The organism is Hymenobacter nivis (genome assembly GCF_003149515.1).
In the GTDB taxonomy this organism is placed as follows: domain Bacteria; phylum Bacteroidota; class Bacteroidia; order Cytophagales; family Hymenobacteraceae; genus Hymenobacter; species Hymenobacter nivis.
In genome coordinates this window covers 2,092,527-2,114,828 of the sequence record NZ_CP029145.1, presented here as the reverse complement: position 1 = coordinate 2,114,828, position 22,302 = coordinate 2,092,527, and the positions used below count along the sequence as shown (strand labels likewise).

At 58.2% G+C, this 22,302-nt stretch carries 23 protein-coding genes and 2 pseudogenes; 9 read left to right on the top strand and 16 right to left on the bottom strand.

The features are described 5' to 3' along the window. Positions 1-46: 46 nt before the first annotated feature. The 6 genes from DDQ68_RS09300 to argS all read right to left on the bottom strand — a co-directional run bounded on the left by DDQ68_RS09300 (position 47) and on the right by argS (position 7,936). Positions 47-2,098: a BatA domain-containing protein gene (locus DDQ68_RS09300; protein ID WP_109656051.1), complete on the bottom strand. Its 2,052-nt coding sequence runs from the start codon at positions 2,096-2,098 to the stop codon at positions 47-49. 415 nt (positions 2,099-2,513) lie between these two features. After that, on the bottom strand, positions 2,514-3,281 hold the full coding sequence (locus tag DDQ68_RS09295; RefSeq protein WP_109656050.1) for an IS5 family transposase: 768 nt from the start codon (positions 3,279-3,281) through the stop codon (positions 2,514-2,516). 391 nt (positions 3,282-3,672) lie between these two features. Continuing rightward, entirely contained in the window at positions 3,673-4,578 is a 906-nt protein-coding gene (locus tag DDQ68_RS09290) for a 1,4-dihydroxy-2-naphthoate polyprenyltransferase (RefSeq protein ID WP_109656049.1), read from the bottom strand. A 154-nt stretch (positions 4,579-4,732) separates the two neighbouring features. After that, positions 4,733-5,317 carry a glutathione peroxidase gene (locus DDQ68_RS09285; protein WP_109656048.1) on the bottom strand — a complete coding sequence of 195 codons (585 nt, stop codon included), beginning with the start codon at positions 5,315-5,317 and terminating at the stop codon, positions 4,733-4,735. Positions 5,318-5,403: 86 nt separating this feature from the next. Next, positions 5,404-5,985 (bottom strand): LOG family protein, encoded by a 582-nt coding sequence (locus tag DDQ68_RS09280; protein ID WP_109656047.1) that lies wholly within the window; start codon positions 5,983-5,985, stop codon positions 5,404-5,406. 157 nt (positions 5,986-6,142) lie between these two features. After that, the gene (gene argS, locus DDQ68_RS09275) at positions 6,143-7,936 is read right to left on the bottom strand and encodes an arginine--tRNA ligase (protein WP_109656046.1); all 1,794 of its coding nucleotides are present in this window, start codon (positions 7,934-7,936) and stop codon (positions 6,143-6,145) included. Positions 7,937-8,271: 335 nt separating this feature from the next. Here argS and DDQ68_RS09270 point away from each other — a divergent pair, with 335 nt between their 5' ends. The 4 genes from DDQ68_RS09270 (at position 8,272) to DDQ68_RS23825 (ending at position 10,649) form a co-directional block, all read left to right on the top strand. Continuing rightward, positions 8,272-8,574: a type II toxin-antitoxin system HigB family toxin gene (locus DDQ68_RS09270; RefSeq protein ID WP_109656045.1), complete on the top strand. Its 303-nt coding sequence runs from the start codon at positions 8,272-8,274 to the stop codon at positions 8,572-8,574. Positions 8,575-8,634: 60 nt separating this feature from the next. Then, positions 8,635-9,096: a hypothetical protein gene (locus DDQ68_RS09265; RefSeq protein ID WP_109656044.1), complete on the top strand. Its 462-nt coding sequence runs from the start codon at positions 8,635-8,637 to the stop codon at positions 9,094-9,096. Positions 9,097-9,490: 394 nt separating this feature from the next. Continuing rightward, positions 9,491-9,793, top strand: a complete 303-nt coding sequence (locus DDQ68_RS09260; RefSeq protein ID WP_109656043.1) for a RelA/SpoT domain-containing protein — start codon at positions 9,491-9,493, stop codon at positions 9,791-9,793. A 577-nt stretch (positions 9,794-10,370) separates the two neighbouring features. Continuing rightward, entirely contained in the window at positions 10,371-10,649 is a 279-nt protein-coding gene (locus DDQ68_RS23825; protein ID WP_245897392.1) for a hypothetical protein, read from the top strand. Between the two features lie 337 nt (positions 10,650-10,986). Here the strand turns inward: DDQ68_RS23825 and DDQ68_RS09250 are convergent, their stop codons facing one another. The 3 genes and pseudogenes from DDQ68_RS09250 to DDQ68_RS24710 form a co-directional block, all read right to left on the bottom strand. Then, entirely contained in the window at positions 10,987-11,442 is a 456-nt protein-coding gene (locus tag DDQ68_RS09250) for an IS5 family transposase (RefSeq protein WP_109656042.1), read from the bottom strand. A gap of 80 nt (positions 11,443-11,522) precedes the next feature. Continuing rightward, a pseudogene (locus DDQ68_RS24715) lies at positions 11,523-11,579 on the bottom strand (hypothetical protein); the annotation flags it as partial. A 3-nt stretch (positions 11,580-11,582) separates the two neighbouring features. Then, a complete protein-coding gene (locus tag DDQ68_RS24710; protein WP_162549982.1) occupies positions 11,583-11,705 on the bottom strand; it encodes a transposase in 123 nt (40 codons plus the stop codon). A gap of 157 nt (positions 11,706-11,862) precedes the next feature. Between DDQ68_RS24710 and DDQ68_RS24705 the strand changes: the two are divergent. After that, positions 11,863-11,952: pseudogene (locus tag DDQ68_RS24705) on the top strand (hypothetical protein); the annotation flags it as partial. A 133-nt stretch (positions 11,953-12,085) separates the two neighbouring features. On the opposite strand, the gene DDQ68_RS09235 reads toward DDQ68_RS24705, so the two are convergent. Continuing rightward, positions 12,086-13,771: a DEAD/DEAH box helicase gene (locus DDQ68_RS09235; RefSeq protein ID WP_109656040.1), complete on the bottom strand. Its 1,686-nt coding sequence runs from the start codon at positions 13,769-13,771 to the stop codon at positions 12,086-12,088. A 170-nt stretch (positions 13,772-13,941) separates the two neighbouring features. On the opposite strand from DDQ68_RS09235, the gene DDQ68_RS09230 reads away from it, so the two are divergent. The 4 genes from DDQ68_RS09230 (at position 13,942) to DDQ68_RS09215 (ending at position 17,345) form a co-directional block, all read left to right on the top strand. Next, positions 13,942-14,679 (top strand): class I SAM-dependent methyltransferase, encoded by a 738-nt coding sequence (locus DDQ68_RS09230; protein WP_109656039.1) that lies wholly within the window; start codon positions 13,942-13,944, stop codon positions 14,677-14,679. Positions 14,680-14,722: 43 nt separating this feature from the next. Then, positions 14,723-15,055 carry a hypothetical protein gene (locus DDQ68_RS09225; RefSeq protein ID WP_162549981.1) on the top strand — a complete coding sequence of 111 codons (333 nt, stop codon included), beginning with the start codon at positions 14,723-14,725 and terminating at the stop codon, positions 15,053-15,055. Beyond that, positions 15,052-15,732, top strand: coding sequence for an ATP-binding cassette domain-containing protein (locus tag DDQ68_RS09220; RefSeq protein ID WP_109656037.1), 681 nt, complete (start codon positions 15,052-15,054; stop codon positions 15,730-15,732). The genes DDQ68_RS09225 and DDQ68_RS09220 overlap by 4 nt, the downstream gene beginning before the upstream one ends. A gap of 683 nt (positions 15,733-16,415) precedes the next feature. Further along, positions 16,416-17,345: a hypothetical protein gene (locus DDQ68_RS09215; RefSeq protein ID WP_245897391.1), complete on the top strand. Its 930-nt coding sequence runs from the start codon at positions 16,416-16,418 to the stop codon at positions 17,343-17,345. A 201-nt stretch (positions 17,346-17,546) separates the two neighbouring features. Here the strand turns inward: DDQ68_RS09215 and trpS are convergent, their stop codons facing one another. The 6 genes from trpS to DDQ68_RS09185 form a co-directional block, all read right to left on the bottom strand. Next, complete coding sequence (gene trpS / locus DDQ68_RS09210; protein ID WP_109656036.1) at positions 17,547-18,521, bottom strand: tryptophan--tRNA ligase; 975 nt, start codon at positions 18,519-18,521, stop codon at positions 17,547-17,549. 11 nt (positions 18,522-18,532) lie between these two features. After that, positions 18,533-19,207: a hypothetical protein gene (locus DDQ68_RS09205; protein WP_109656035.1), complete on the bottom strand. Its 675-nt coding sequence runs from the start codon at positions 19,205-19,207 to the stop codon at positions 18,533-18,535. A 38-nt stretch (positions 19,208-19,245) separates the two neighbouring features. Beyond that, complete coding sequence (locus DDQ68_RS09200; protein ID WP_109656034.1) at positions 19,246-19,881, bottom strand: hypothetical protein; 636 nt, start codon at positions 19,879-19,881, stop codon at positions 19,246-19,248. A gap of 25 nt (positions 19,882-19,906) precedes the next feature. After that, entirely contained in the window at positions 19,907-20,656 is a 750-nt protein-coding gene (locus DDQ68_RS09195; RefSeq protein WP_109656033.1) for a queuosine precursor transporter, read from the bottom strand. Positions 20,657-20,668: 12 nt separating this feature from the next. Next, positions 20,669-21,580 (bottom strand): ribonuclease Z, encoded by a 912-nt coding sequence (locus tag DDQ68_RS09190; RefSeq protein WP_109656032.1) that lies wholly within the window; start codon positions 21,578-21,580, stop codon positions 20,669-20,671. Positions 21,581-21,855: 275 nt separating this feature from the next. Continuing rightward, positions 21,856-22,230 (bottom strand): STAS domain-containing protein, encoded by a 375-nt coding sequence (locus DDQ68_RS09185; protein WP_109656031.1) that lies wholly within the window; start codon positions 22,228-22,230, stop codon positions 21,856-21,858. Positions 22,231-22,302 lie beyond the last annotated feature (72 nt).

Here is a 22,302-nt window from a genome sequence, read left to right as displayed (position 1 = left end):
TGGCAAGATACGGCCACGGCCTGTTCTTTGCCGCCGCTGCGGTGGGCTACGCCGCTACCGCCGTTCGCGGGGCCCCAATTTTCGGCTTCCCAAACCGAATAAGCAGCGCTTCGGCCAGCAAGCACACCAGCGCCAAGCCGAGGAAGTACCGCCACAGCGGCTGCCCGCCGCGCTTGGCCTGCAACTGGGCCACTACGGCTTCGTCCGCGCCCCCATCAAGCACCCGAATATTGCGCTGGTTGGGGCCCACCATCGCCCGCAGTTGTTCGGCCGAGTAAGCAGCTAGCTCCGATTCCTTTGCGTTCAGGTTGAACGCCACCGTGGCCACCACTTGCCCCGCCCGTTGCACTTGGTAAAACCCAGGGGCCTCCAGGCTAGCCGGCACTTCCAGCCGCAGCGCGTTGCCCTGCGTCCGTTGCACCGGCAGCCACGTAGCACTGTCGCGCACCAAGCGAAAAGGCGTTTGATCGACGCCCACAGCCACAGCTGGTACCGTTAAGTTGATGGCCGCCTGCGTCAAACGGTACGCCAGTTGCTGCTCATCGCGGGAGCTGCGCATGGCCATTTTATATAGCACCGGCACAAAAAGCGCGTGCCCGGTAAAGTCAGAATACGCAGCTGCCAACGGCGCCGAAAAGACGTACACCGTGCCAGTTCCACTCTTAAATTCAGACAGGTAACTTTCGCCATCGCGTAGCCGCAGAATATCCGCACCCGTGCGGGCCCAGCGCAACACCGGCGCCGCCCGGGGCATAGCCACAGCACGCGTGGGGGCTCCCAGCACACCCCGGAAAAACGGCTCTTGGGCACTAGGCACAGCCACCCCTCGCAATTCCGGCGGCGTCCCCGGCGATTCCCACTCTACCGTGCCCAAGCCCAAGTCCCGAAACAATTGCTGGTACGACGGGCGGCTGGATGCTGGTCCTGCTGGCACAATTCCTATGCTCCCACCCCGCGCCACCACTGCGCGCAGAGCATCCCGCAGCTCATCGCCTACGGCCGGTATTGCCTGAATTAATACCAAATTGGCCTTGCGCAGGACATCGTAATTAATACTTTCCGGCCGGGTAAAAGTATAGTCAAACAGCGGCTCATTCTGGTACACGCTTTGGGTAATCGGTACCACTCCCACCTCCAGCACGCGAATATTCTTCGCAGCTTGTGCGGTGAAGTAGTAAGTATTGTCAAACACCACTGGAGCATCTTCCACTAGCACCCGCCCCCGCACCAAGTCCTGGTTAGGCAGTTGCACCTGCACCACTAATACCACAGCTTGCCCACTATTCACCATAACGCGAAATGCCGCTACCTGCTGGGGACCCAGAAATACTTTTACCGGGCAATCAGATACCGCTTCGCTGCCCCCATTTTTCAACCGAATGTGCAGCCCTAAGTTGGTCCGTTCGCGTGAAAATGCTTCTTCAAACCAGATACTATCCACAAAGATATTACCGGTCTTAGCCCCTTCCTCAGGCACTAACACCACCGGTCGCGTCGAACCAAACCCTTTAAAAAAAGCAGGTTTGAAGCTGGACTTTTTAAAATCGGAAAATAGGTACAACGGGTCACTGCTTCCGTCTATATTTTCTAACCCTTTAATCTTATCCCTTACAAAAGCTAACTTACTATTTGGCTGTAAGGCAGCTAGCTTAACCTTGTATAAGGTTTGCGACACAGCCACGGTTCCGCTATTTATCAATCGAAACTGCGAAGTAGGATATACTTTACTCAAGCCACCCGCTTGCTTAATGGCCATATTAAACAACGCTTCTCCCCCACTCGCACTCCTACGCATACTGGGTGAGGCATCAATTGATACATCAACTATACCAGTCGCTCCCCCAACTTCGTGCTTTTCGGCTGGAATAAATGGCTGGCAAAAAGCAACTACTAGAAATACTAAAAATGATATTCTACTGAGCAGTAGTAACAAGTGTTGCAACTTACGCTGCCTCGTTGTAGTTAAATCTGCCTTTCTGATGAACCCAATATTAGTAAATAATATCCGTTGCGGCCGACGCAATTGCAACAAATGAATCAGAATGGGTATTACTACCGATCCTAATCCCAGCAAAAACCACGGATATTCTAAACGCATAAAGAAATGGCCTGATAACACCCGAAGTTACGGCCCCCGCTTTTACCAGAGCGGTTTCTAAGTCAGTGTACAGCTTGTTGGGTGCGGGCTGCCGGCTTTTCACCGGCTGTCCGCTCGTCGGTAGAACTACCGGCGCGAGAGGCGAGCGGACAGCCGGAAAAAGCCGGCAGCCCGCCCTGTACGCTGACTTGGAAACCGCTCTAAGAAGCTGTTTAAGTTAGCCTTTTTGAATTAACTAACTAATTTTCAAATAAAAGGCTTTTTTTGCCTGCCTTTCAACCCAACTGCTGGCCCTTGCTTAGCAGAAAGTTCGCCCGTTACCCGCAACGTTTACTGCGGAAGTATCTCATTGGTACACCAGTAGCCTTTTTTGAACGCGACTAACTTAAACAGCTTCTAAGAGGGTGTTAGGAAATTAAGCGGGAGCTAAACGATTGAGACACCTGGTCATGTTGGCCACCAGTAGCCAGGTTTCGTGGGAGCGCGGGGTGTATTCGTCGTCGATGGCCAGCCGCCGGAAGCTGGTGAGCCAGGCAAAGGCGCGCTCCACGACCCAACGCTTCGCCACGGGTACGAAGCCGCGGGCACTGGGCGGGCGGCTGCCAATTTGGTGCGTGAGCCCGAGGCGGGCCAGGTGTCGGGCAAAGCGCCCGCGATAGCCCCTGTCCGTCACCACCGTGACCAGGCGCTGGCCCCGATTGGGTCGGGCCGGCAGCAGGGCAATGGCTTCTACCCCGTCGTGCCCGTTGGCCGCATGGACCCGGCAAGCCAGAATGCGGCCTTGTACGTCGGTCAAAATCGGACGTTTACGGCCATTGACGTGCTTGCCCCCGTCGACGCCCCGGTGCTCAAAGATGCGCGAGGCGAGGCGCACGCTTTGGCTATCGAGGCAGACGAGCGAGGGCGTAGCGGGTCGGTTGGCGGCCAGCCGGTCCGCTTGGTTGACAGCATCCGTCAGGGCCTGCCACCGGCCGGTGAGCGGCCAGCGACGGAAGTAGTAGTACACGGCCGACCACGGGGGAAAGCTGCTGGGCAAGCAACGCCACTGGCAGCCCGTGCGGCAGACATAGCGCACGGCATCAATTACTTGGCGTAAACAATGACGACGTTTTCGTTGCGTAGGCAACGACGGAGCGATAACTTGCCATTGCGAGTCAGTGAGGGGTTGATGCGAGTCGACCATAGGGCGGGCGGGAGCCTAGGAACTCCGCCCGCAACTTACTGGCTCGTTTTCTTTTTCCCTACCGCGATTCCCTAACACTCTCTTATCTGCAAGATAATCTAAAACGAAAATGATAATAACTAAAAAAAATGAGTGAAATAATGGTTGTAATATTAAGTAGATAATTTCGCAACATAACATAATTAGCGGAGAAATTTTAAATAATTTTAGTAATAAATTCCTAAATTTTCTTTTGTTTATATCAAATTTTGGGAATACATATTTAGTAATAAATACCAAAATAAAAGCAGCGTAAAAGATTTCGAGTTGCGTTAAATAAAAGCCATGACGAAGAGTGAAAATTGAAATAATGTGATTTTTTGACGAATATAAGTTATTCTACCCGATTACCTTACACTACCTGGCCTATTCCAAATAGCACCGTGAACACGAGCGTGCTCAGGGCCATTTGCTTTAGCAGCGGGTCAATTTGTAGGGATTCCTGGCGCTGCCACACCTGGACGGCGTTGAAGAGTAGCAGCGGCGCGGCCAGCACAAACAGCCACTGCCAGGGTGAGTGGTAGGTGAGGGCCACGAACACCGTGGCGCAGCCCAGCCCGAATAGCACCAGCAGCCAGTGGTAGCGCCGGGCGTGCCGGGGCCCTAGCCGCACGGGAATCGTAATTTTGCCGGCCAGCACGTCGGACTTGATATCGCGGATGTTGTTGACGTTCAGCACCGCCGTGGCGAAGCAGCCCAGCGCGGCGGCGGGCAGTAGTACGGCTAGCGGCAGGGCCCCGGCTTGCAGAAAGTAGGTGCCGCACACGCCTACGACGCCAAAGAAGAGGAACACCGAAATGTCGCCCAGGCCGGCGTAGCCGTAGGGCCGGGCCCCCGCGGTATAGTTCACCGCTGCCCAAATGGCGGCCAGGCCCAGCGCCAGGAAGCCCATAAACAGGCCCAGGCCCGCCGCGCCCAGTATTCGCCCGAAGGCCACCCACAGCAGCAGCAGGCCGCTGGCCAGCGCCAGGGCCCCGCAGATGTACATGCCGCGCTTCATTTGGGCGGGGGTAATGGCGCCGCTCTGCACGGCGCGCTGGGGGCCCTCGCGATGCACGCTGTCGGCCCCGTTTTGCGAGTCGCCGTAGTCGTTGGCTAGGTTACTGAGGATTTGCAAGAGCACGGTGGTGAGGGCCGCCAGGGCTACCACGGGGCCGTTAAACTGGCCGGCCGCCTTCGCCAGAAAGCCGCCGGTGAGGATGCTGGCCAGGGCCAGGGGCAAGGTGCGCGGGCGGAACGCGGAAATCCAGGGGGACATATGTTTGAACGAGGATACTAGAAGTGATAAACAAAAGAACGTCATGCTGAGCTTATCGAAGCATCTCTCCCGCTGAGTAACTAATTACTACTGCGGGAGAGATGCTTCGGCAAGCTCAGCATGACGTTCTTCAACATCTTGCCAACGGCAAAAATTACTTAGCCGTGATGTCAGCCACTAGCTCGGGGCTCAGGGGCGTTACTCTCGAAGGGTAGAATTTCACGACGTGGCCCTGGGCATCGACCAGGTACTTGCAGAAATTCCAGCTCGGAGCGTCGCTCACCGCGCCGTTCTTGGTCTTGTCGGCCAGGAACTTGTAGAGCGGGGTGGCGTCAGTGCCCTTCACGGCTACGGTCTGGAACAGGGGGAACGTCACGCCGAAATTCTTCTCGCAGAACGAGGCTACTTCCGAATCAGACGACAGCTCCTGGTTGAAGCTGTTGGACGGGAAGCCGAGCACGGTCACGTCCTTGCCGTACTTCTTCGACAGCTCCTCCAGCTCCTTGTACTGCGGGGTGAAGCCGCACTTGGAGGCAGTGTTCACGATGAGGATTTTCTTGCCTTTGTACTTGCTTAGCTTCACTTCTTTGCCGTCGATGGTTTTGACGGTGAAATCGTACACGGTAGCGGTGGCGGTAATTTCCATTTTGGGTTGGGTCGGGGTGGCGAAATTCATGGCCGAGAGGCCGGCCACGGCCAGCGTACCCAGGCCCAGCAGGCGTAACAGGGAGTTTTTCATGAAATTGGTGTTGAGAGAGTTGAATTGGGGCTCGCCGCTTGAACCGGCGCGGCCGCCGCAAGGTTTGAGGCCCTGTGTTTGCGGCGCTACGTGGTGCTGGGGTCGAGCCATTTCTCGACCTGCGGCGGGCAGTAGGCGGCCAGCTGCGCGAGCAAGCCGGTGGGGCTGGCATCTTGCAACAACTGCGCCCGGTTTTCGGCCCGCAGCAGCTGGTCGTCGCGCATGCGGTCGAGGGCCAGCAGCAGGTGGTCGTAGTAACCGGCCACGTTCAGCAGGCCCACGGCCTTCTGGTGCAGGCCGAGCTGGCCCCAGGTAAGGACCTCGAACAGCTCCTCCAGCGTACCGTAGCCGCCGGGCATGGCGATGAAGGCGTCGGCGCGGTCGGCCATCAGCAGCTTGCGCTCGTGCATGGTTTTCACCACGTGCAGCTCGGTGCAGCCCTTATGGGCCAGCTCCTTATCATCCAGAAAACCCGGAATCACGCCGATGACTTTACCGCCGGCGGTCAGCACCGCATCGGCGATGGTGCCCATCAGGCCCACGCGCCCGCCGCCGTACACCAGCGTGAGGTTTTGTGCCACCAGGGCGGCGCCCAGGGCCTGGGCCTGGGCCACGTAGGCAGGGTTGGTTCCGGCACTGGAACCGCAGTAAACGGCGACGCTTTTCATCGGTGTAAGAAGCAGTTTGCGGCGGGCTGCCGGCTTTTCGCCGGCGGCCCTACATCATTGAATCGGTTGGGAATCGTTGCATCAGGGCCCCTGGGGCCGCCTGGGGGCCCTGGCGATTACCGGGCAGCCGGCGAAAAAGCCGGCAGCCCGGGCTGGCCTACATGCGCTCGGGCACCTGGATGCCCAGTAGGCCCAGGGCCACCTTAATTTGCTCGCCCACCCGGGCCGAAAGGGCCACGCGCAGGCTACGCTTTAGCGCGTCGGTTTCCTGGAAGATGGATACTTCGGCGTAGAAGCGGTTGTAGGCTTTGGCGAGGTCGTAGGCGTACTGGGCCACTACGGCGGGCGACAGGGTGCGGGCGGCATCGGCCACCACGGCGGGGTAGCGGGCCAGCTCCTGCACCAGCTCGCGCTCGGTGGCGGCCAGGGCCCCCAGGGCCGCAAAATCAGCGGTTTCGGCGATGCCCAGCTCGGCGGCTTTGCGGCGGATGGCGGCGATGCGGGCGTAGGAATACTGGATGAAGGGCCCCGTGTGCCCCTCCAGAGCCACCGATTCTTCGGGGTTGAAGAGCATGCGCTTCTTGGGGTCCACCTTCAGCAGGTAATACTTTAGGGCCCCCAGGCCGAGCAGGTGGTACAGCTCCTCCAATTCGGCGTCGGACAGGCCTTCGGTTTTGCCTTTTTCGAGGGTGGCGGCTTTGGCGGCGGCCACCACGTCGCGCACCAGCTCGTCGGCGTCCACCACAGTGCCCTCGCGCGATTTCATTTTGCCCGAGGGCAGGTCCACCATGCCGTAGCTGAGGTGGTGGATGGCGGCGGCGTAGGGCTTGCCCAGCTTGCCGAGCGTGGCTTGCAGCACCTGCATGTGGTAGTTCTGCTCGTCGGCGATGACGTAGATGCTGCTGTCGTAGCCAAAATCCTGGTACTTCAGCTCGGCCGTGCCCAGGTCCTGGGTGATGTAGACGCTGGTGCCGTCGGCGCGCAGCAACAGCTTCTCATCCAGGCCCTCGGCTTGCAAATCGACCCAGACTGAGCCATTTTCTTTGGTGAAGAACACGCCTGTTGAAAGGCCCTCTTCTACCCGCTCCTTGCCCAGCAGGTAGGTGCCCGACTCATAGTAGAACTTATCGAAATCGACGCCGATGTTTTTGTAGGTTTCGGTGAAGCCCTCGTACACCCAGCCGTTCATCTGGTTCCAGAGGGCCATTACGGCCTCGTCGCCGGCTTCCCAGGCTTGCAGCATCTGCTGGGCTTCGAGCATCAGCGGGGCCTGCTTTTTGGCAACTTCGTTGGTCACGCCTTCGGCTTCCAGCTGCCGGATTTCCTCGCGGTAGTGCCGCTCGAACAGCACGTAGTATTTGCCCGTCAAGTGGTCGCCCTTGAGGCCGGCGCTGGCCGGCGTTTCGCCGTGGCCGAAGCGCTGGTAGGCAATCATCGACTTGCAGATGTGGATGCCGCGGTCGTTCACCAGGTTGGCTTTGGTGACGGTGGCGCCGGTGGCTTTCAGGATTTCGGCCACCGAGTAGCCCAGGAAGTTGTTGCGCAAGTGCCCCAAGTGCAGGGGCTTATTAGTATTGGGCGACGAGTACTCAACCACCACGTTCTGGGGCCCCCCGGTGGGGACCGGGGCCCCGGCCGGCTGCGCTTGCAACTGGGCAAAGAGCGCCAGCCAATCGGCGTCGGCAATTTCGAGGTTGAGGAAGCCCTTCACCACGTTGAAGCCGCTCACGCGGGGCTCGTGGGCTTGCAGCCACTCGCCCAGGGCGCGGCCGATGGGCTCGGGGCCCTGGCCCAGGGCCTTGGTGAGCGGAAACGTGACGAGGGTAAAACTGCCGGCAAACTCCTTGCGCGTGGGCTGCAAGGCGAGGCTAGCGAGGGGGATTTCGACGCCGAAAACGGCCCGGGCAGCGGCTTGCAGCGCGGTTTTGAGGTCTTGTTCTAACTGTTGCACGGGGCAAAGGTACGGGCTGGCCGTAACCTCCTCCCCGCGGCAAAAAGCAGGGCCCCCAGCGTGGGGGCCCAGCGGCGCCGGGCGTGGGGGCCCCAGCCCAAGCGGCCCGGGGCCCCTGCGCTGGCCGGGTGGGTGGCCCGCGGAAACTTGGAGCAACTTAGGGGCCCTGGGAGTGGCTGGCGGGGCTTGCCTTGGGGCCCTCTTGCTGCATACAGGGCCCGTTATTCCGTTTTTAGTAATTTAATTATAATATATGGAAACTTCTTTTGTATCTTCGCCATTATCGAAGAATAAATTAGGTTACCAGATTAACTCGTCACAGCAATTAATTAAGAATGAGAGTAACGGCTAAAAAGAAGGTGCGAGAATATGGTGAATCAAACGCCCAGGCAAAAGAAGAATTAAATACCTGGTATGCGAAAGTGGAACTGGCCGATTGGAACAGCCTGAATGAGCTAAAGGAAGACATGCCCGCCACCGATTATGTCGGCAATGACCGCTACGTTTTCAACATCAAAGGGAATCATTACCGACTAATAGCAATGGTTTTCTTCGCAACCGGACGGCTTTATATCCGAGATATTTTTACCCACGCTGAATACTCCAAGCTGACGAAGCAGCAACTTATCAACCTGTAGCCCCAGGCTGCGCAGAATTAATTTCAACTGCCCGCTGGCCCCGTTAATACCCTACGCGAAATGAGCAAATCCACCGAAAAAACCGTCGCCCAACCAAAGGCACCCCGCACCGGGCAGGCCACGAAGCCGGGTGCTGTAGCTACGAAACCCGTCTATTCTTTCGATTTTAAGATTACAAGCGACGAACAGCACGCGGCCGCTATCGAGCAGATGATAGCCTGGGAGCAAGCCCCGGACGCAACGGATAACAAAGCCCTGGCCTTGCTTGCCGATGCCGTAGAAGCCTACGAAACGGCCCAGGGCCATGCGCCTGAACCACCGGTAACCCTAAGGGGCATCCTCGAAGTGGAAATGTTCAAGCGGCGCATCCGGCAACGGGCCCTCGCTGAAATCCTCGAAGTTTCCGAACCCCGGTTATCCGAACTCATGCAAGGCAAACGGGAACTGAACATGGATTTCGCCCGCCGGCTTTACACTCGGCTGCAAATCCCAGCCGATGTGATTTTCTCGATTGCCCGCTAATGAAAAAGCCCCGTTAGTGTCTGGCAGTTCCACAACCAATACGCCCCTACCAAGCCGCTTCCTCCCCTGAAGTGTTTGCCAGCGAGGGCGAATACAACCAATCTGTGGCCAGCGTAGTGGCCCGTATCCGAAGCGGCTAGGTGCCCCCGCGCCAGCCGGACGAATAGCCCCCCCCAAACTGGAGCAATAGAAAGCCCCATCAGTGGCTGGTGGGGCTTTCTATTGCTCAAATAATTTTTACAGAGATTTTTACTACTTTAGTCAACAAATACAAGAGCAATAATTTCATCTAATAATTCAGTACATGATTGAACAGTCCACAGTCAATGAAATAATAGCTGAATATGATACGAAGGTCAATAGCTATAGAATATTAGTAAACAAATTAAAATAATTGCTTGGAGACATATTATCTGAACGAAAAATAGCAATTCATTCAATCACCGGAAGAACTAAAGACCGCGAAAGTTTAATTGGAAAGCTAACAAAGATTGATAGTAACTATAAATCAATTACAGATATAACAGACTTAGCAGGCTTACGAATAATCACCTATTTTGCAGAAGATGTGGACAAGGTTGCTGAAGCAATCGCAGATGAGTTCGCCATTGGTAATAATAATTCTATTGATAAGCGCCGTTCACTAGCAGCTGACCGCTTTGGCTACCTATCACGGCGGTGGTCCAAAGCGGGGTGATTACAGCATTTAATTCGGCTTCTTGACACACTATTTTCCGCTTTTCTGACTCCATTCAAGTAGTTCCCATTAGAACGCGCTAATAACTAAAAATAGAATATCACCCCACTTTAGACCACCGCCCCTATCACTTCATCACGTTATTTTATTAGGGCAATCCCGGAGCGTTTTAACCGAATATAGGCCCCTGGAAGGTCTCAAAGCTGAAATCCAAACGCGCTCCATTTTACAGCATGCTTGGGCAGAAATAGAGCATGACCTAGGTTATAAAAGTGTAGTAGAAGTTCCTCAGCAAATAAGAAGGCGATTTGCTCGAATTGCGAGCCTACTTGAGCTTGCAGATGAAGAATTTGATGGTATCAAAACGGAACTAGATTCTTATAGGGCAGAGATACCAGAAGCTATTAGAGATAATCCAGAGGATGTTTCTCTTGATCTTGATTCTCTGCAAGCACTTATTGCAGTCAATCCAATTATCGAGCGAATTGATAATGCTATTATTACTATTACTGGCGCTGGTGCTCGTGGTAGTACTGGCAATGTTCAGACCTATCTAAAACGGATTGAACAGCTAGACATGACTACTATTAGTGAAGTAACCGAGGCACTAGAAAAGGAGGAGAAACTTATTATAGCATTCGCAAAAGATTGGTCAAAAGAAAAATACCCATTTCTACCTGCTGGTATATCACTATTTTACTTATGGCTTATTTTATTTAGTTTAAAAGAAGAAAGTACTGTGATTGAAGAATTCGAAAAAGTAAGTTTTGACGAGCCAAGCAGTAAGTTAGCTAAAGAATTAATTATAATAGCAGAACGAATTAGAAGAAAATTAAATAAGGGGAATCTAAATTAAATCCATGCATTAATAGCCAGTCCTAGTAACACAAGAAAAGCCCCACCAGTCAGCTACTGGTGGGGCTTTCCGTTTCTTCAGCGGCCCAGGCGGCTGCCTTGGGACTTCAGGGGCCCTTTTGCGCCCGACCCGGGGAACACGGCCGCCGCCGCTAGGTGTTAGGAGGCCAGTTTGCCATCCTCCCTACATCTTTCGTATCGTGTCGATATTTCGTTTAGGGGCCCTGGCGCGGCCGGCGGCCAAGTACCGTTTTGTGTGGCTGCTGGCCAGCCTAGAGCGTGAGGACAATTAAGAAATTTAATAGTCATATAAAAAAGTATATTGTTTCTTTAATATATTACAAGGCCAGGAGAGAGACGACGGTTTTCCCGTAGCGCGTGACCTGGCGGCGGTACTGCTTGAGTCGGCCAAAAAAGCGTTCGACTTTATTGCGGTCGCGGTAGGTTTCTTCGTCCATCGGCAGGGCATCGGTGCGGCCAGGGTGCGAGGGAATGACGGCTTCGATGCCCTTTTCGGCGCAATAGGCGCGGGTTGCGTCGCTGTCGTAGGCCGTGTCGGCCAGCACCTTGCCCGGCGTTAAGTCCGCCAGCAAGGGCACCGCCTGTGGGCTGTCGCCGGCTTGTCCGCCGGTGGCAATCAAGCGTACGACGTTGCCCAGGGCCTCGGTGCAGGCGTGGATTTTGGTGCCGATGCCGCCGCGGCTGCGCCCAAGGCACTCGGTTTCGGCGTCACTTTCTTTTGGCCCGCCGCGTGCTGGTGCGCCTGCACGACGGTCGGATTGAGCATCACCCAGCCCAGCTTAGACGCTTGCAGGGCCAGAAAAGCGCGTTCCCATACGCCTTTTTGGGCCAGTCGGCGGAAGTGCCGGTAGACCGAATTGGACTTGCCGAAGCGTTCGGGCAGGTCGGCCCACGGGCAACCCGTGCGCATGATCTAAACGACACCGTTGAAAAACAAGCGGTTATTCTCGGCCGTCACCCCGCAATCGGTGGCCTTGCCCGACAGCAAGGGGGCGATGGCCGCCCATTGGCGGTCGGTGATTTCATGACGATGCATCGTAAATCTTGAATTTATACTCAAAGATAATTATCCTCACGCTCTAGAGCGTGAGGATAATTATCTACTTGGTCACCGGAGCCAGTCTAGGGCGGCGACGGCCGCTGGGCTGGAGGCAACTTTTCTGCAGGTGCTCACCCACCGTAGCTGACGGCCGGTGCAGACTGTGCGCGACTTGTATTATGCCCTGGCCGGCCTGGGTGGCCACCTGGGCCGCAAAGGCGACGGGCCGCCCGGCTGGCAAACCCTCTGGCGTGGCCTGATGACCCTGCGCTTACTCGTCGAAGGGGTCCGGCTCGTCAGTCAGCTCAACCAGTTTGAGGTGTGGGTAAGGACAAGCTGTTCGCTACAGTGGGGCTTTTCAAAAATAAAACCAATTCTCATTCGGCTGCGGGCGGGGCAGGCGTGTCTACTGCGCTGTTGCCTTCCGGCTTGGGGCCCCGGTTGCGGCCGCCGCGGCTGCGGCGGCGCTCCCCGTCGGGGCGGGGCTCGCGGGGTTCGCCGTTGGCAGGGGCTTCACCTTCGGCCCGGGGCTCGCGGGGCTCGCCCTCGGGGCGTGGGGCCCTGGGCTCGCGCGGGGGGCGGTTTTCACCTTCGGGCCGGGGGCGGCGCTCGGGGCGGGGCTCGCCTTCGGGGCGCGGTGGGCGCTGGTAAGGCACGGCGGGGGCGATGCCGGCGTCGAGGGCGGCCAGGGCATTTTTGGCGTTGGCCAGGCGCTCCAAGTGCTTGGGGTCTTTGGGGTCGGGGGCGTCGTGGCGGGGCGGCCGCTCGCCGTCGCGCCCACCTTCGCGGCGCGGGCCGCTGCCGTCCCGTGGGCCTCCGCCGAAACCGCCGCTCCGGCCGCCACCGCTACCACCGTGGCCGCCGCGGGCGGGGCGGCCGCCAATTTTGCCGCCCAGGCCGGCGAAGCGCTTGGGATCAAACTCCGGGGCGGCGCCCAGGCCCAGCCCCTCCGTAATGGCCAGCTTGGGGATTTCGCGCTCGATGAGCTTCTCAATCTTCACCACCCGGTCTTGGTCTTGGTCCGAAATGAAGGTGATGGCCGTGCCCTTGGTGGCGGCGCGGGCCGTGCGGCCGATGCGGTGCACGTAGTCCTCGGCGGCGCGCGGAATGTCGTAGTTCACCACGTGGCTCAGGCTGTCGATGTCGATGCCGCGGCTGAGTACATCGGTAGCCACCAGGATGGGGAACTGCTTGTTTTTGAAGGCCCGCATGATTTCCTCACGCTCCTCCTGGGTACAGTCGGAGCTGATGCCACGGGCCTCGATGCCGAGCTTGTTAACGGCCTTCACGATGCCGCCGACGGCCGCTTTCTGGCTCGTAAAGAGCACCATGCTCTGCACGTCCTGGGTTTTGATGATGTGCTCGAGGACGTAGATTTTCTGGCGGTCGAAAGCCAGGTAAAACTGCTGGTCGATGCCGGCGGCGGGCTTGCTCACGGCCAGCCGGATTTCCTCCGGGTTTTGCAGAATCTGCTGCGAAAAGTCGCGGATTTTGGTGGGCATGGTGGCCGAAAACAGCAGCGTCTGCCGCTGCTTGGGCAGCTGGCGCACGATGTTGAAAATGTCGTCCGAGAAGCCCATGTCCATCATCTTATCGGCCTCGTCCAGCACCAAGTACTTGATTTGTTCGAACTTGACGTAGCCCATTTGCAGGTGGGCGATGAGACGGCCGGGCGTGGCGATGATAATGTCGGCGCCGCTCGTCAGGGCCCGCTTCTGCTGCTCCCAGTTCTCGCTTTTGCCGCCCCCGTAGATGGCGATGCTGCTGGCCTCAACGAAGTAGCCGAAGCCCGTCACCTGCTCGTCAATCTGGGTGGCCAGCTCGCGCGTGGGCACTAAAATGAGCGTAGACGTGTGGCCGTGCTTGGCGTGCGAAATTTTGTCGAGCAGCGGCAGCAGGTAGGCGGCGGTTTTGCCGGTGCCAGTCTGGGCGCAGGCAATTAAGTCCTTGCCTTCCAGTATTTTGGGAATGGCTTGCTCCTGCACGGGCGTGGCCTGCTGGTAGTTCATGGCGTCCACGCCGGCCAGGAGGTCGTCGTGGAGGTTAAATTCGTGAAACGTCACGGGACAGCTGTTTAGAATGAAAAATTTGGGCTGACCTCGTGCTTTCGGCCAGCAAACCGCTTGATTTACGGTAAAGATACGCCCGGGGCCCACGCTGGCGCTTGCGCCCAAAGCTCAGGGCCCGGCGCGGCCCAGGGCCCCTAAATTCCCAATAGTTTACCGCTCCCAAAATGCCCTTCGACCGCTTCTCCGCCCAGGCCGCGGCCTACGCCCGCTTCCGCATCGGCTATCCCGCCGCCCTCTACGAGTGGCTATTGCCGCTGGTGCCCGGCCGCCAGCGCGCCTGGGATTGCGCCACTGGCAACGGCCAGGTGGCCGTGGTACTGGCCGCGCATTTTGCCGAAGTGGATGCTACCGACCTCAGCGACAGCCAGCTGGCCCAGGCCCCGGCGCGGCCCAACATCCACTACCAAACGGCCCGCGCCGAACATACGCCCTTTCCCAATGGCGCGTTCGACCTCATCACCGTGGGCCAGGCGGTGCACTGGTTCGACCACGCCGCCTACCACCGCGAGGTGCGCCGCGTGGCCCGGCCGGGCGCTGTGCTGGCCGAATGGGGCTACGGCCTGGGCTGCATCAGCCCCGCAATCGACCCGCTTGTGTGGCACTTCTACCGTGAGGTGCTGGGGCCCTATTGGGACGAAAACCGCCGGCACGTCGACGACGAGTACGCCCGCATCCCGTTCCCGTTTGCCGACGTGCAGCGGGCCGACTTCGCCGAGCAGCGGCAGTGGTCAGCGGCCTGGTTCCTCGATTATTTGCGCACTTGGTCGAGCGTGCAGAACTACCAAAAGCAGCACGGTACTGACCCCGTGGCGCTAGTAGCCGAGGTACTTGCGCAAGCCTGGGGCCCCGGCGCGCGGGCCGTGGTGTTTCCGGTGTTTGCCCGCGCCGGGCGGGTAGAATAATCAGGCCTGGCTAGCGTTGGCAAGCCATCCAAACCTTAGCGGTATGAATTTATTGGCTACCCGGTTGCGGGCGGTAGGGTTGTTTTACCCCAGCGTGGCGCCCTTCATGGTCGGTATTTCGGCCCTGATTTTACTAGTTGTGCTGTGGCCCGCCTTGCACGAGGGTTGGGCCAGTGGCTTGCTGTTGAAGCTATTACTCGTCAAGCTGGCCACGGCTCCCGCGGCGTGGTACCTATCCGAGCAGCTGCGGCCCGACCAATACTGGTTTTACTTCAACCTGGGCGTGTCGCGCCGATTTTTGTGGGGCGGCCTGGTTGTGCTCGACGGCCTCCTGTTTCTGGGCGTGGCGGGGCCCCTGGTGGCCGCCTTCGCATGAGGTGGGTTGGGGCCGGTCCGCACGTGCTGGAGGCCGACGGCATTCGGTTGGCCTTTGGGGCGCGCCAGGTGCTGGCCGACGTGTACCTGCGGGTGCAAACCGGCCAGGTGGTGGGCCTGCTGGGGCGCAACGGCAGTGGGAAATCGGTGCTGCTGCAAACAGTTTTTGGGGCCCGGGCCGTGCCCGACGCGTCGGTTCGCGTGAACGGCCGCCGGGTGGTGCCCGCCTTCGCGCAGCCCGGGCTCATCAACTACCTGCCGCAAACGCTGCTGTTGCCGCCCGGCGTGTCGTTGCGTCAAGCGGCTCGCCTGCTGCGGGTCGATGCGGAACAAGCCACAGCCGGCTTCCCCGAGTTGCGGGCGCAGCTCCGGCAGGACCCCGGCGAGCTATCGGGCGGCACGGTGCGCCTGCTGGAGGTGCTGCTCCTGCTGCACGCCGACACGGCCTTTTCCCTGTTCGACGAGCCGTTTTCTGGCATCATGCCCGTGCACGTCGAAACGCTGGCCCTCGAAATGCAGCGTGCCAAGCAACGCAAGGGCCTGCTCATCACCGACCACCGCCACGCCGAAGTGCTGCCGCTGTGCGACGTGGTGTACCTGTTGCACCAAGGCCGCTTGCAAAAATTAGGGCCCGACCCCCGGGCCGAACTGCGTGATTACGGCTACCTGGCTACCTAGCGCGGCTCTCTAGGTAGTTTCCAGTGGCGCGCACTTCGTAGTTCGCGTCCTCGCGCTGGTAACTGTAGCGCGAACGCTGTAGCTCGCGTCCTCGCGCCGGTACCCTAATCCTACCGGGTAGCGACGCGAACTACAAATAGGACTTACGTAGAGCCTTTTTTCTTAGCCCCAGCGGGGCGATTCGTCGGTAGTAAACAGCTGTCAGTGAATGATAAAGCCCCCATGGGACCACCCAAACGCCAGGGTCGCCCCGCCGGGAGCTTTAAATCTGTTAACCAATTACTTACTATCAACGGGCCGCCCCGCTGGGGCTACTGGATGCTCTAGAGCGTAAGTCCTGACAAAATTCGCGCTACCGCCTAGCTGCCATTTAGACCAACTTCTGGGTTGCGCTAACTCTGTAGCGCGCCCGCGCCCTCCTCCTACCGGCCCGCGCCGGGGCCCCAGCGCGGGCCGGTAGGAGGAGGGCGCGGGCGCGCTACGGATGGCAGAAATCTATTTTTATATGATGCAGGCCGTTTGCATTATTTCGGTGGTATTCGTAAAAAATACTCCTTCAATCGCTATTGTTAATTATTTAGTGAAAATTATTTGGTATTGAAATAAGAATGCGTTATTCTTGCCGTTGTTAGTTATTACTTCTTATTTTACACCGCTGTCGAAGGCACGCTATTCTTATTTCTATGGCTAAGTCCAATAAAGCTACCGCCGCGCCCGAGCTGTTCGCGCCCACCGAAGCCCGGCCCGCCACCGATTTGGTGGCCGCGCCCGCCCCCACCAAGAGACCGGCCAAGGCCCGGGGGACCAAAACCCTAAAAATTGACGCCGTTCCGGCCGAAACCCCCGCCTCTCCGGCCGAAGCCCTGCACAGCGGCGCTACTGCCACCGACAACCTGCCCACCGCCGAAGCGGGCTCGCCTACCGAGGCCCCGGCCGACCGCCTCGACCAAATTTTCGACGGCCTCAAGCAAAAATCCACGGCCAAACAGGCTATTTACCGCAATACCCTGGCCGCGTTTGACTGCCTGCGCACTGTATCGCAGGAACTGGTAGCGGAGCTGGCCAGCAAGCGCCCGCCCCTCGACGCGAGCGTGGTGCTGGAGTACCGCTCCATCAACAACATGGAGTTCCATATCCGGTTTTCGGGCGATTTGCTGGTCTTCGTTATGCACTCCAACATCGTCACCTTTCCCGACGACTACGGCCCCATGCCCAGTGCCTACGTCCAAGCCGACTTCCGGCGGCGTTTTTTCGGCCACATCATGGCCTACAACTTTATGGCCGACAGCATCAGGTACCAGCGCCTGAACGATCCCGGCTACCTCGTCGGCCGTCTGCTCATCAACATCGACAACCACTACTTCCTCGAAGGTGTGCAGCAACTGGAGCTGCCCAACAACGCCATGTTGGACAACGTGATGACGACCGACGCCATGCGCCTGTTCACCGAAAGCGCCATGATTGCCGCCGTCAACAACGACCTCATCGCCCCGCCGCTCGCTGAAATTCAAAAAATTAACGTCAAGCAAAAGCTAGAGAACCAGCAAGTAAGCCGCGGCAGCAAGGTCGGCTTCAGCTTCTCGCACGAGCAGGCTTTCTGGACCGCAGACTAAGTGGATAACTGTTTGAACCGCAGATTCAGTGGATTTAACGGATAAGAACGGATTCTAGTAGCCCTTTGTATGCAACCAAAAAGGCTACTTCATGAGTGGCCTTTTTGGTTGATATTCAGATTGCATTCGAATTGCATCAGACTGGCAAATTGCCAACCCTGGCAATCCGTTCTTATCCGTTAAGTCCACTTAATCTGCGGTTCAGAAACCGTACCCTATTTTCTGGCGCACTTTGGCCAGTACGCCGGCGCCGTAGGCCTGGGCGCGCTGGGCTCCGATGGCCAGCTGTTTATCGATTTCGGGCAGGTTGCTCATATAGAAATTGAACCGCTCGCGCTCGGCGGCGAAACGCTTCAAAATCAGCTCGAACAGGGCCTGCTTGGCATGGCCGTAACCGTAGCCGCCGGCCAGGTATAGGCGGCGCAGCTCGGCGGTTTCTGCCGGTGAGGCCAGCAGGGAATACAGCTTGAACGTGACGTCGGTATCCGGGTCTTTGGGGTCGGCGAGATCCTTGCCGTCGGTGATGATTTTGCGTATAACTTTTTGTAATTCCTTCTCGGGTAAGAAGATGTCGATGATGTTGCCGTAGCTCTTGCTCATCTTCAGGCCGTCGATGCCAGGAATGGTCATCAGCTCGGCGTCGACGCGGGCCTGAGGCAGCACCAGCGTGTCGCCGTAGCGGGAGTTGAAGGCTTGGGCGATGTCGCGGGCAATTTCGAGGTGCTGGATCTGGTCCTTGCCCACGGGTACAATCTCGGCGTCGTAGAGCAGGATGTCGGCCGCCATCAGCACCGGGTAGGTGAAAAGGCCAGCGTTCACGTCCGAGAGCTTGTCGCTCTTATCCTTGAAGCTGTGCGCGTTGGCCAGCATCGGGTAGGGCGTGAAGCACGATAGGTGCCAGGTTAGCTCGGTCACCTGCGGCACGTCGGACTGCCGGTAAAACAGGTTCTTCTCAGTGTCGAAGCCGCAGGCCAGCCAAGCGGCGGCTACGGCGTAGGTGTTCTGGCGCAGCACTTCGGGGTCGCGCACGGTGGTGAGCGAGTGCAAATCGGCGATGAAGTAGAGCGACTCGTTGGCCGGGTTTTTCGACAGCTCGATGGCCGGGAGGATGGCCCCGAGCAGGTTGCCCAGGTGCGGACGGCCGGTGCTCTGGATGCCGGTGAGGATGCGGGACATGGGGAAATTAATTAATCGCGAAAAGGATTTTCTATGGGCCTTTCCTTCTCCTTTTTTATTTTATGTTCCATTGCTTCAGTCAATGGAAACAGTTGGCCAGAATTAAGAGCGTGAAAAAAAGCTGGGATATTATTGTCCCGGAGCTGGTTATTATCTATTAGCTCGGCTAAGTCGGGTCGATCAACTGTGTAAGGTCTGAGAGCGTCGCGTAGCTTTTCTCCCCGGTTAGTCCACGCGTAACTGGGAAGGGCAATAGCATCCGCCCAGTCCGCCGCTTTTATGATGTAAACTTTAACTTCATTCGATGCCACCATGCCATTGCTGCCGCCAGTAAAAGTTATGTATGTGTACTCCATCAGATTAACCTGACCGCTGTCAAGCCGCTCTACAAAGGCCAGATCCACCGGTTTGCTAAACGGGCCGGAACCTAATTTGAAGTCGCCCGCAGTAACATACTTGTGCTCGCCGATTTGAAAGGAAAGCACTTCTTTGGGGGTCAGCTTGACTTTGTCATCACGGTCATCTTTTGCCAACAATTGGTCGTTACCCCGCAGCTTAAGTAGGCTCTGGTGGCGCATTCCGGGGCTGTTCACCAATTGGTAAGAACCGGGCTCAAAAGAATTAAAAGACTGGGCCCGCAATACCTGCGGCAATAAAAGCCCAACGAGTACAAATAGTAAACGCATAGTGTAAAGAAATATAATGATTGAGGATAAAAGGATAATCAGGGTTTGAGGCGCACGCCCTGGTTGTAGGCGCGCACCAAATCGGGCAACTGTGCGCGGGTAATTTGGTTGCTCACCAGCTGCCGCTGCAAAATGGGGTCGGCAGGAAACAGGCCGGCTACGAGCGGGCTCAGGGCCTGCTGGGCATTCAGGCCGGGGGCGTGCTTCGGGCTGTAAATGAAGAAGTTATTGGTGCCCTTCTTGCGTAGCACGGCCAGCGTGATGTGGGCTTTCAGGGGCCCCATCGGGGCCACGTAATAGTAGTGGAATAGCTCGATGGGCCCGTCGGCCACCACGGTTTCCAGCAGTACCGGGCCGGCAAACTGCGCGTCGAAGCCCGCGCGCAGCTTGAAACCGTCTTGCCGTGCAAAGGAATGGCCGTCCACGCTGAATGCCGCTACCTGCGCCAGACGGAAGCTACGCTCCTGGCCGTTGCGGACGCCGGCCATGGCGCCGGGTTTGTTATCTTCGGCCAGCACCAGCTTGAGCTCGGCGTCGCCCTGGGCCCCACTGGCCAGCTTGTAGTGGCCGGGCGCAAAAGCAAACTGGGCCCGGGCGTGGCCCGGTAATAAAAAAGAGCTGGCGAAAAGGGCAGCGAGGGGTAAGTATTTGGGATTGAAGGATAAGCGGGACATAAAATGATAAATTAGGAAGGAATAATTACACGCTGTCGTCGTCCACAGCTTCGTGCTGCAATTCTAAGGTATCGACGGGGCCCAAGTAGCGGTCGATGAAATAATGAGCTATATAAAGGACCGGCGTGAGCAGGATGGCGGCCGCGAATTTGTACCAATAATTGAAGTTAGCCACGCTGACGACTTGCGCCAGGCTCCAGTTGCCGAATACATAAAAGGCCACGTACAGTACCACGAAGCTGTCCACGAGCTGCGAGACGAGGGTGGAGCCGGTGGCCCGCAGCCATACATGGCGCCCGCCCGTGGCCCGGCGGATGGCCTGGAAAATGCTGGCGTCCAGCAGCTGCCCGATGATGAAGGCCACGATGGAGCCGGTGATGATGCCCAAGCCCTGGCGGAAGATGCTCTGGTAGGCAAAGTCGATGTCGAAGGGCCGGCCCTGGGGGTCGGCCTTGTTCACATCGAGCCAGAAATCGGCCGGGGGGAGCTTGGTGGTGAGGTAGATGACCCCGAAGGCAAATAGGATGAGGCCCATGGTGAGGTAGCTCACGCGCAACACGCCTTCCTTGCCAAAGTACTCGTTGATGATATCGGTGGTGACGAACACGACCGGCCAGATGAGCACGCCGGCCGTGAGCTCGCCGGGCAAAAAGCCCGCGAGCTTAGCCACCGAAAAGATTTTGACGCCGATGATTTCAGCCAGCAGCGCATTCACCAGGAAAATGCTGCTGAGCACCAGGTACAGCTGCTGCTTTTTATGGGCGAAGGACGACATGCTGGGCCCCGGCTACACGCTCACCACCAATCCCTCGGTGGCCAGCTCGGCGGTGGGAAACACGGCCTGGGCCTCGTGTAGCAGCGGCTCCAGGGCCTTGTAGCGGCTCGAAAAGTGGCCGATGAGCAGGCGGCCAACGCCCGCGTCGCGGGCCAGCTGGGCGGCCTGGCGGGCGGTGCTGTGGTGGGTTTGGGCGGCGCGCACGTGCATGTCTTCCAGAAAGGTAGCCTCGTGGTAGAGCACATTAGCCCCACGCACCAGGTCGGCCAGGGCGGGGGTGTAGAGCGTGTCGGAGCAGAAGGCGTAGCGGCGCGGCGCCGGGGCGGGGGCCGATATGTCGGCGTGGCGCACGCCGGGCCGGTCGGCATCGGCGGGCAGGTCGTGGCCCTGGGCCAGGTGGGCCAGCTGGGCGGCGCTGAGGCCGGCGGGCAGGCGCTCCTTCAGCAGGCGGCGGCGGCGGGGTTGCTCGGCAAACAGGTAGCCGGCGCACGGGATGCGGTGGCGCATGGGCAGCGACGATACCGTGATGTGGGCGTCCTCGTACACCACGGCATGGGCCTCGGTATCCACGGCCACGAACTCCATGGCGAAGGCCAGCTTCGTGCCCGACACCCGCATCTGGGTGGTCAGTACCTCGTCGAGGCCGGGCGGGCCCACGATAATCAGCGACCGGGTGCGACCCTGCAAGTGCAGCGAGCCCAGCAGCCCGAACAGCCCAAAGTAATGGTCGCCGTGCAGGTGCGAGATGAACACCGCCCGCAGCTGGTTCAGGCGGCTGTGGTATTCGAGCAGGCGCCACTGGGTGCCCTCGCCGCAATCGATGAGGTAGTGCGCGCCGCCCACGGTGAGGGCCTGGGCCGTGGGGTGGCGGCCCAGCGTCGGGGCGGCCGACGCCGAGCCCAGGATTCGCAGTTCGAAGGTCAAAATAGGAAGCTAAGTATTGAGCCGTTAGCTTTTAGCTGATAGCTTTCTTGTTGATGGTTAGTTTATTGTGTCCGAATTAATGGATGATTAATTCAGGCCAGGCACTTATTAGCTACTAGCTGTTAGCCGTTAGCTTTTTTGGTCTGAGAGTAAAAACCATAAGTAGTAGCCGTTCGGCGAAAAGAAATTGGCTGTCAGCCGCAGCATCCCAAAGGAAGGCTAACCGCTAACAGCCAAGTGGCGCATCAAGGTACCCGCTAACAGCTTAAAAAAATCTACTCCTTGTCCGTCAAATCGCGCTCGATGGCGTGCAGAAATACGCGGTCGATGCCTTCCTCAACCGTGGGCAGGATGTGCAGCACCGACTCCAGCTTGCTGATGGTGATGAGCTTGAGCACGTGGTCTTGCAGGCCGGTGAGCACCAGCAGGCCGCCCGTGGAGTTGCACAACCGGTTGGCGATGAGGATGGAGCTCAGACCCGACGAGTCGGTGTATTTGACGTTGGACAGGTCGAGAATCAGGTTGTTAATGCCTTCCGCGTTGAGCTTCACGAACTCCGATTTGAGGTCCGGGGCAACGGTCGTGTCCAGCTTTTTCTCGTCGATGGTGATGACGGTATAGCTTTCTTTTTTATCGATGGCGTACTTCATGCGGAGGAGCGAAGAAAAAGGATTAGAGGAGACGAAGGTAGAAAGAAAACCGCGATGCCGGCGCCGTTCCGC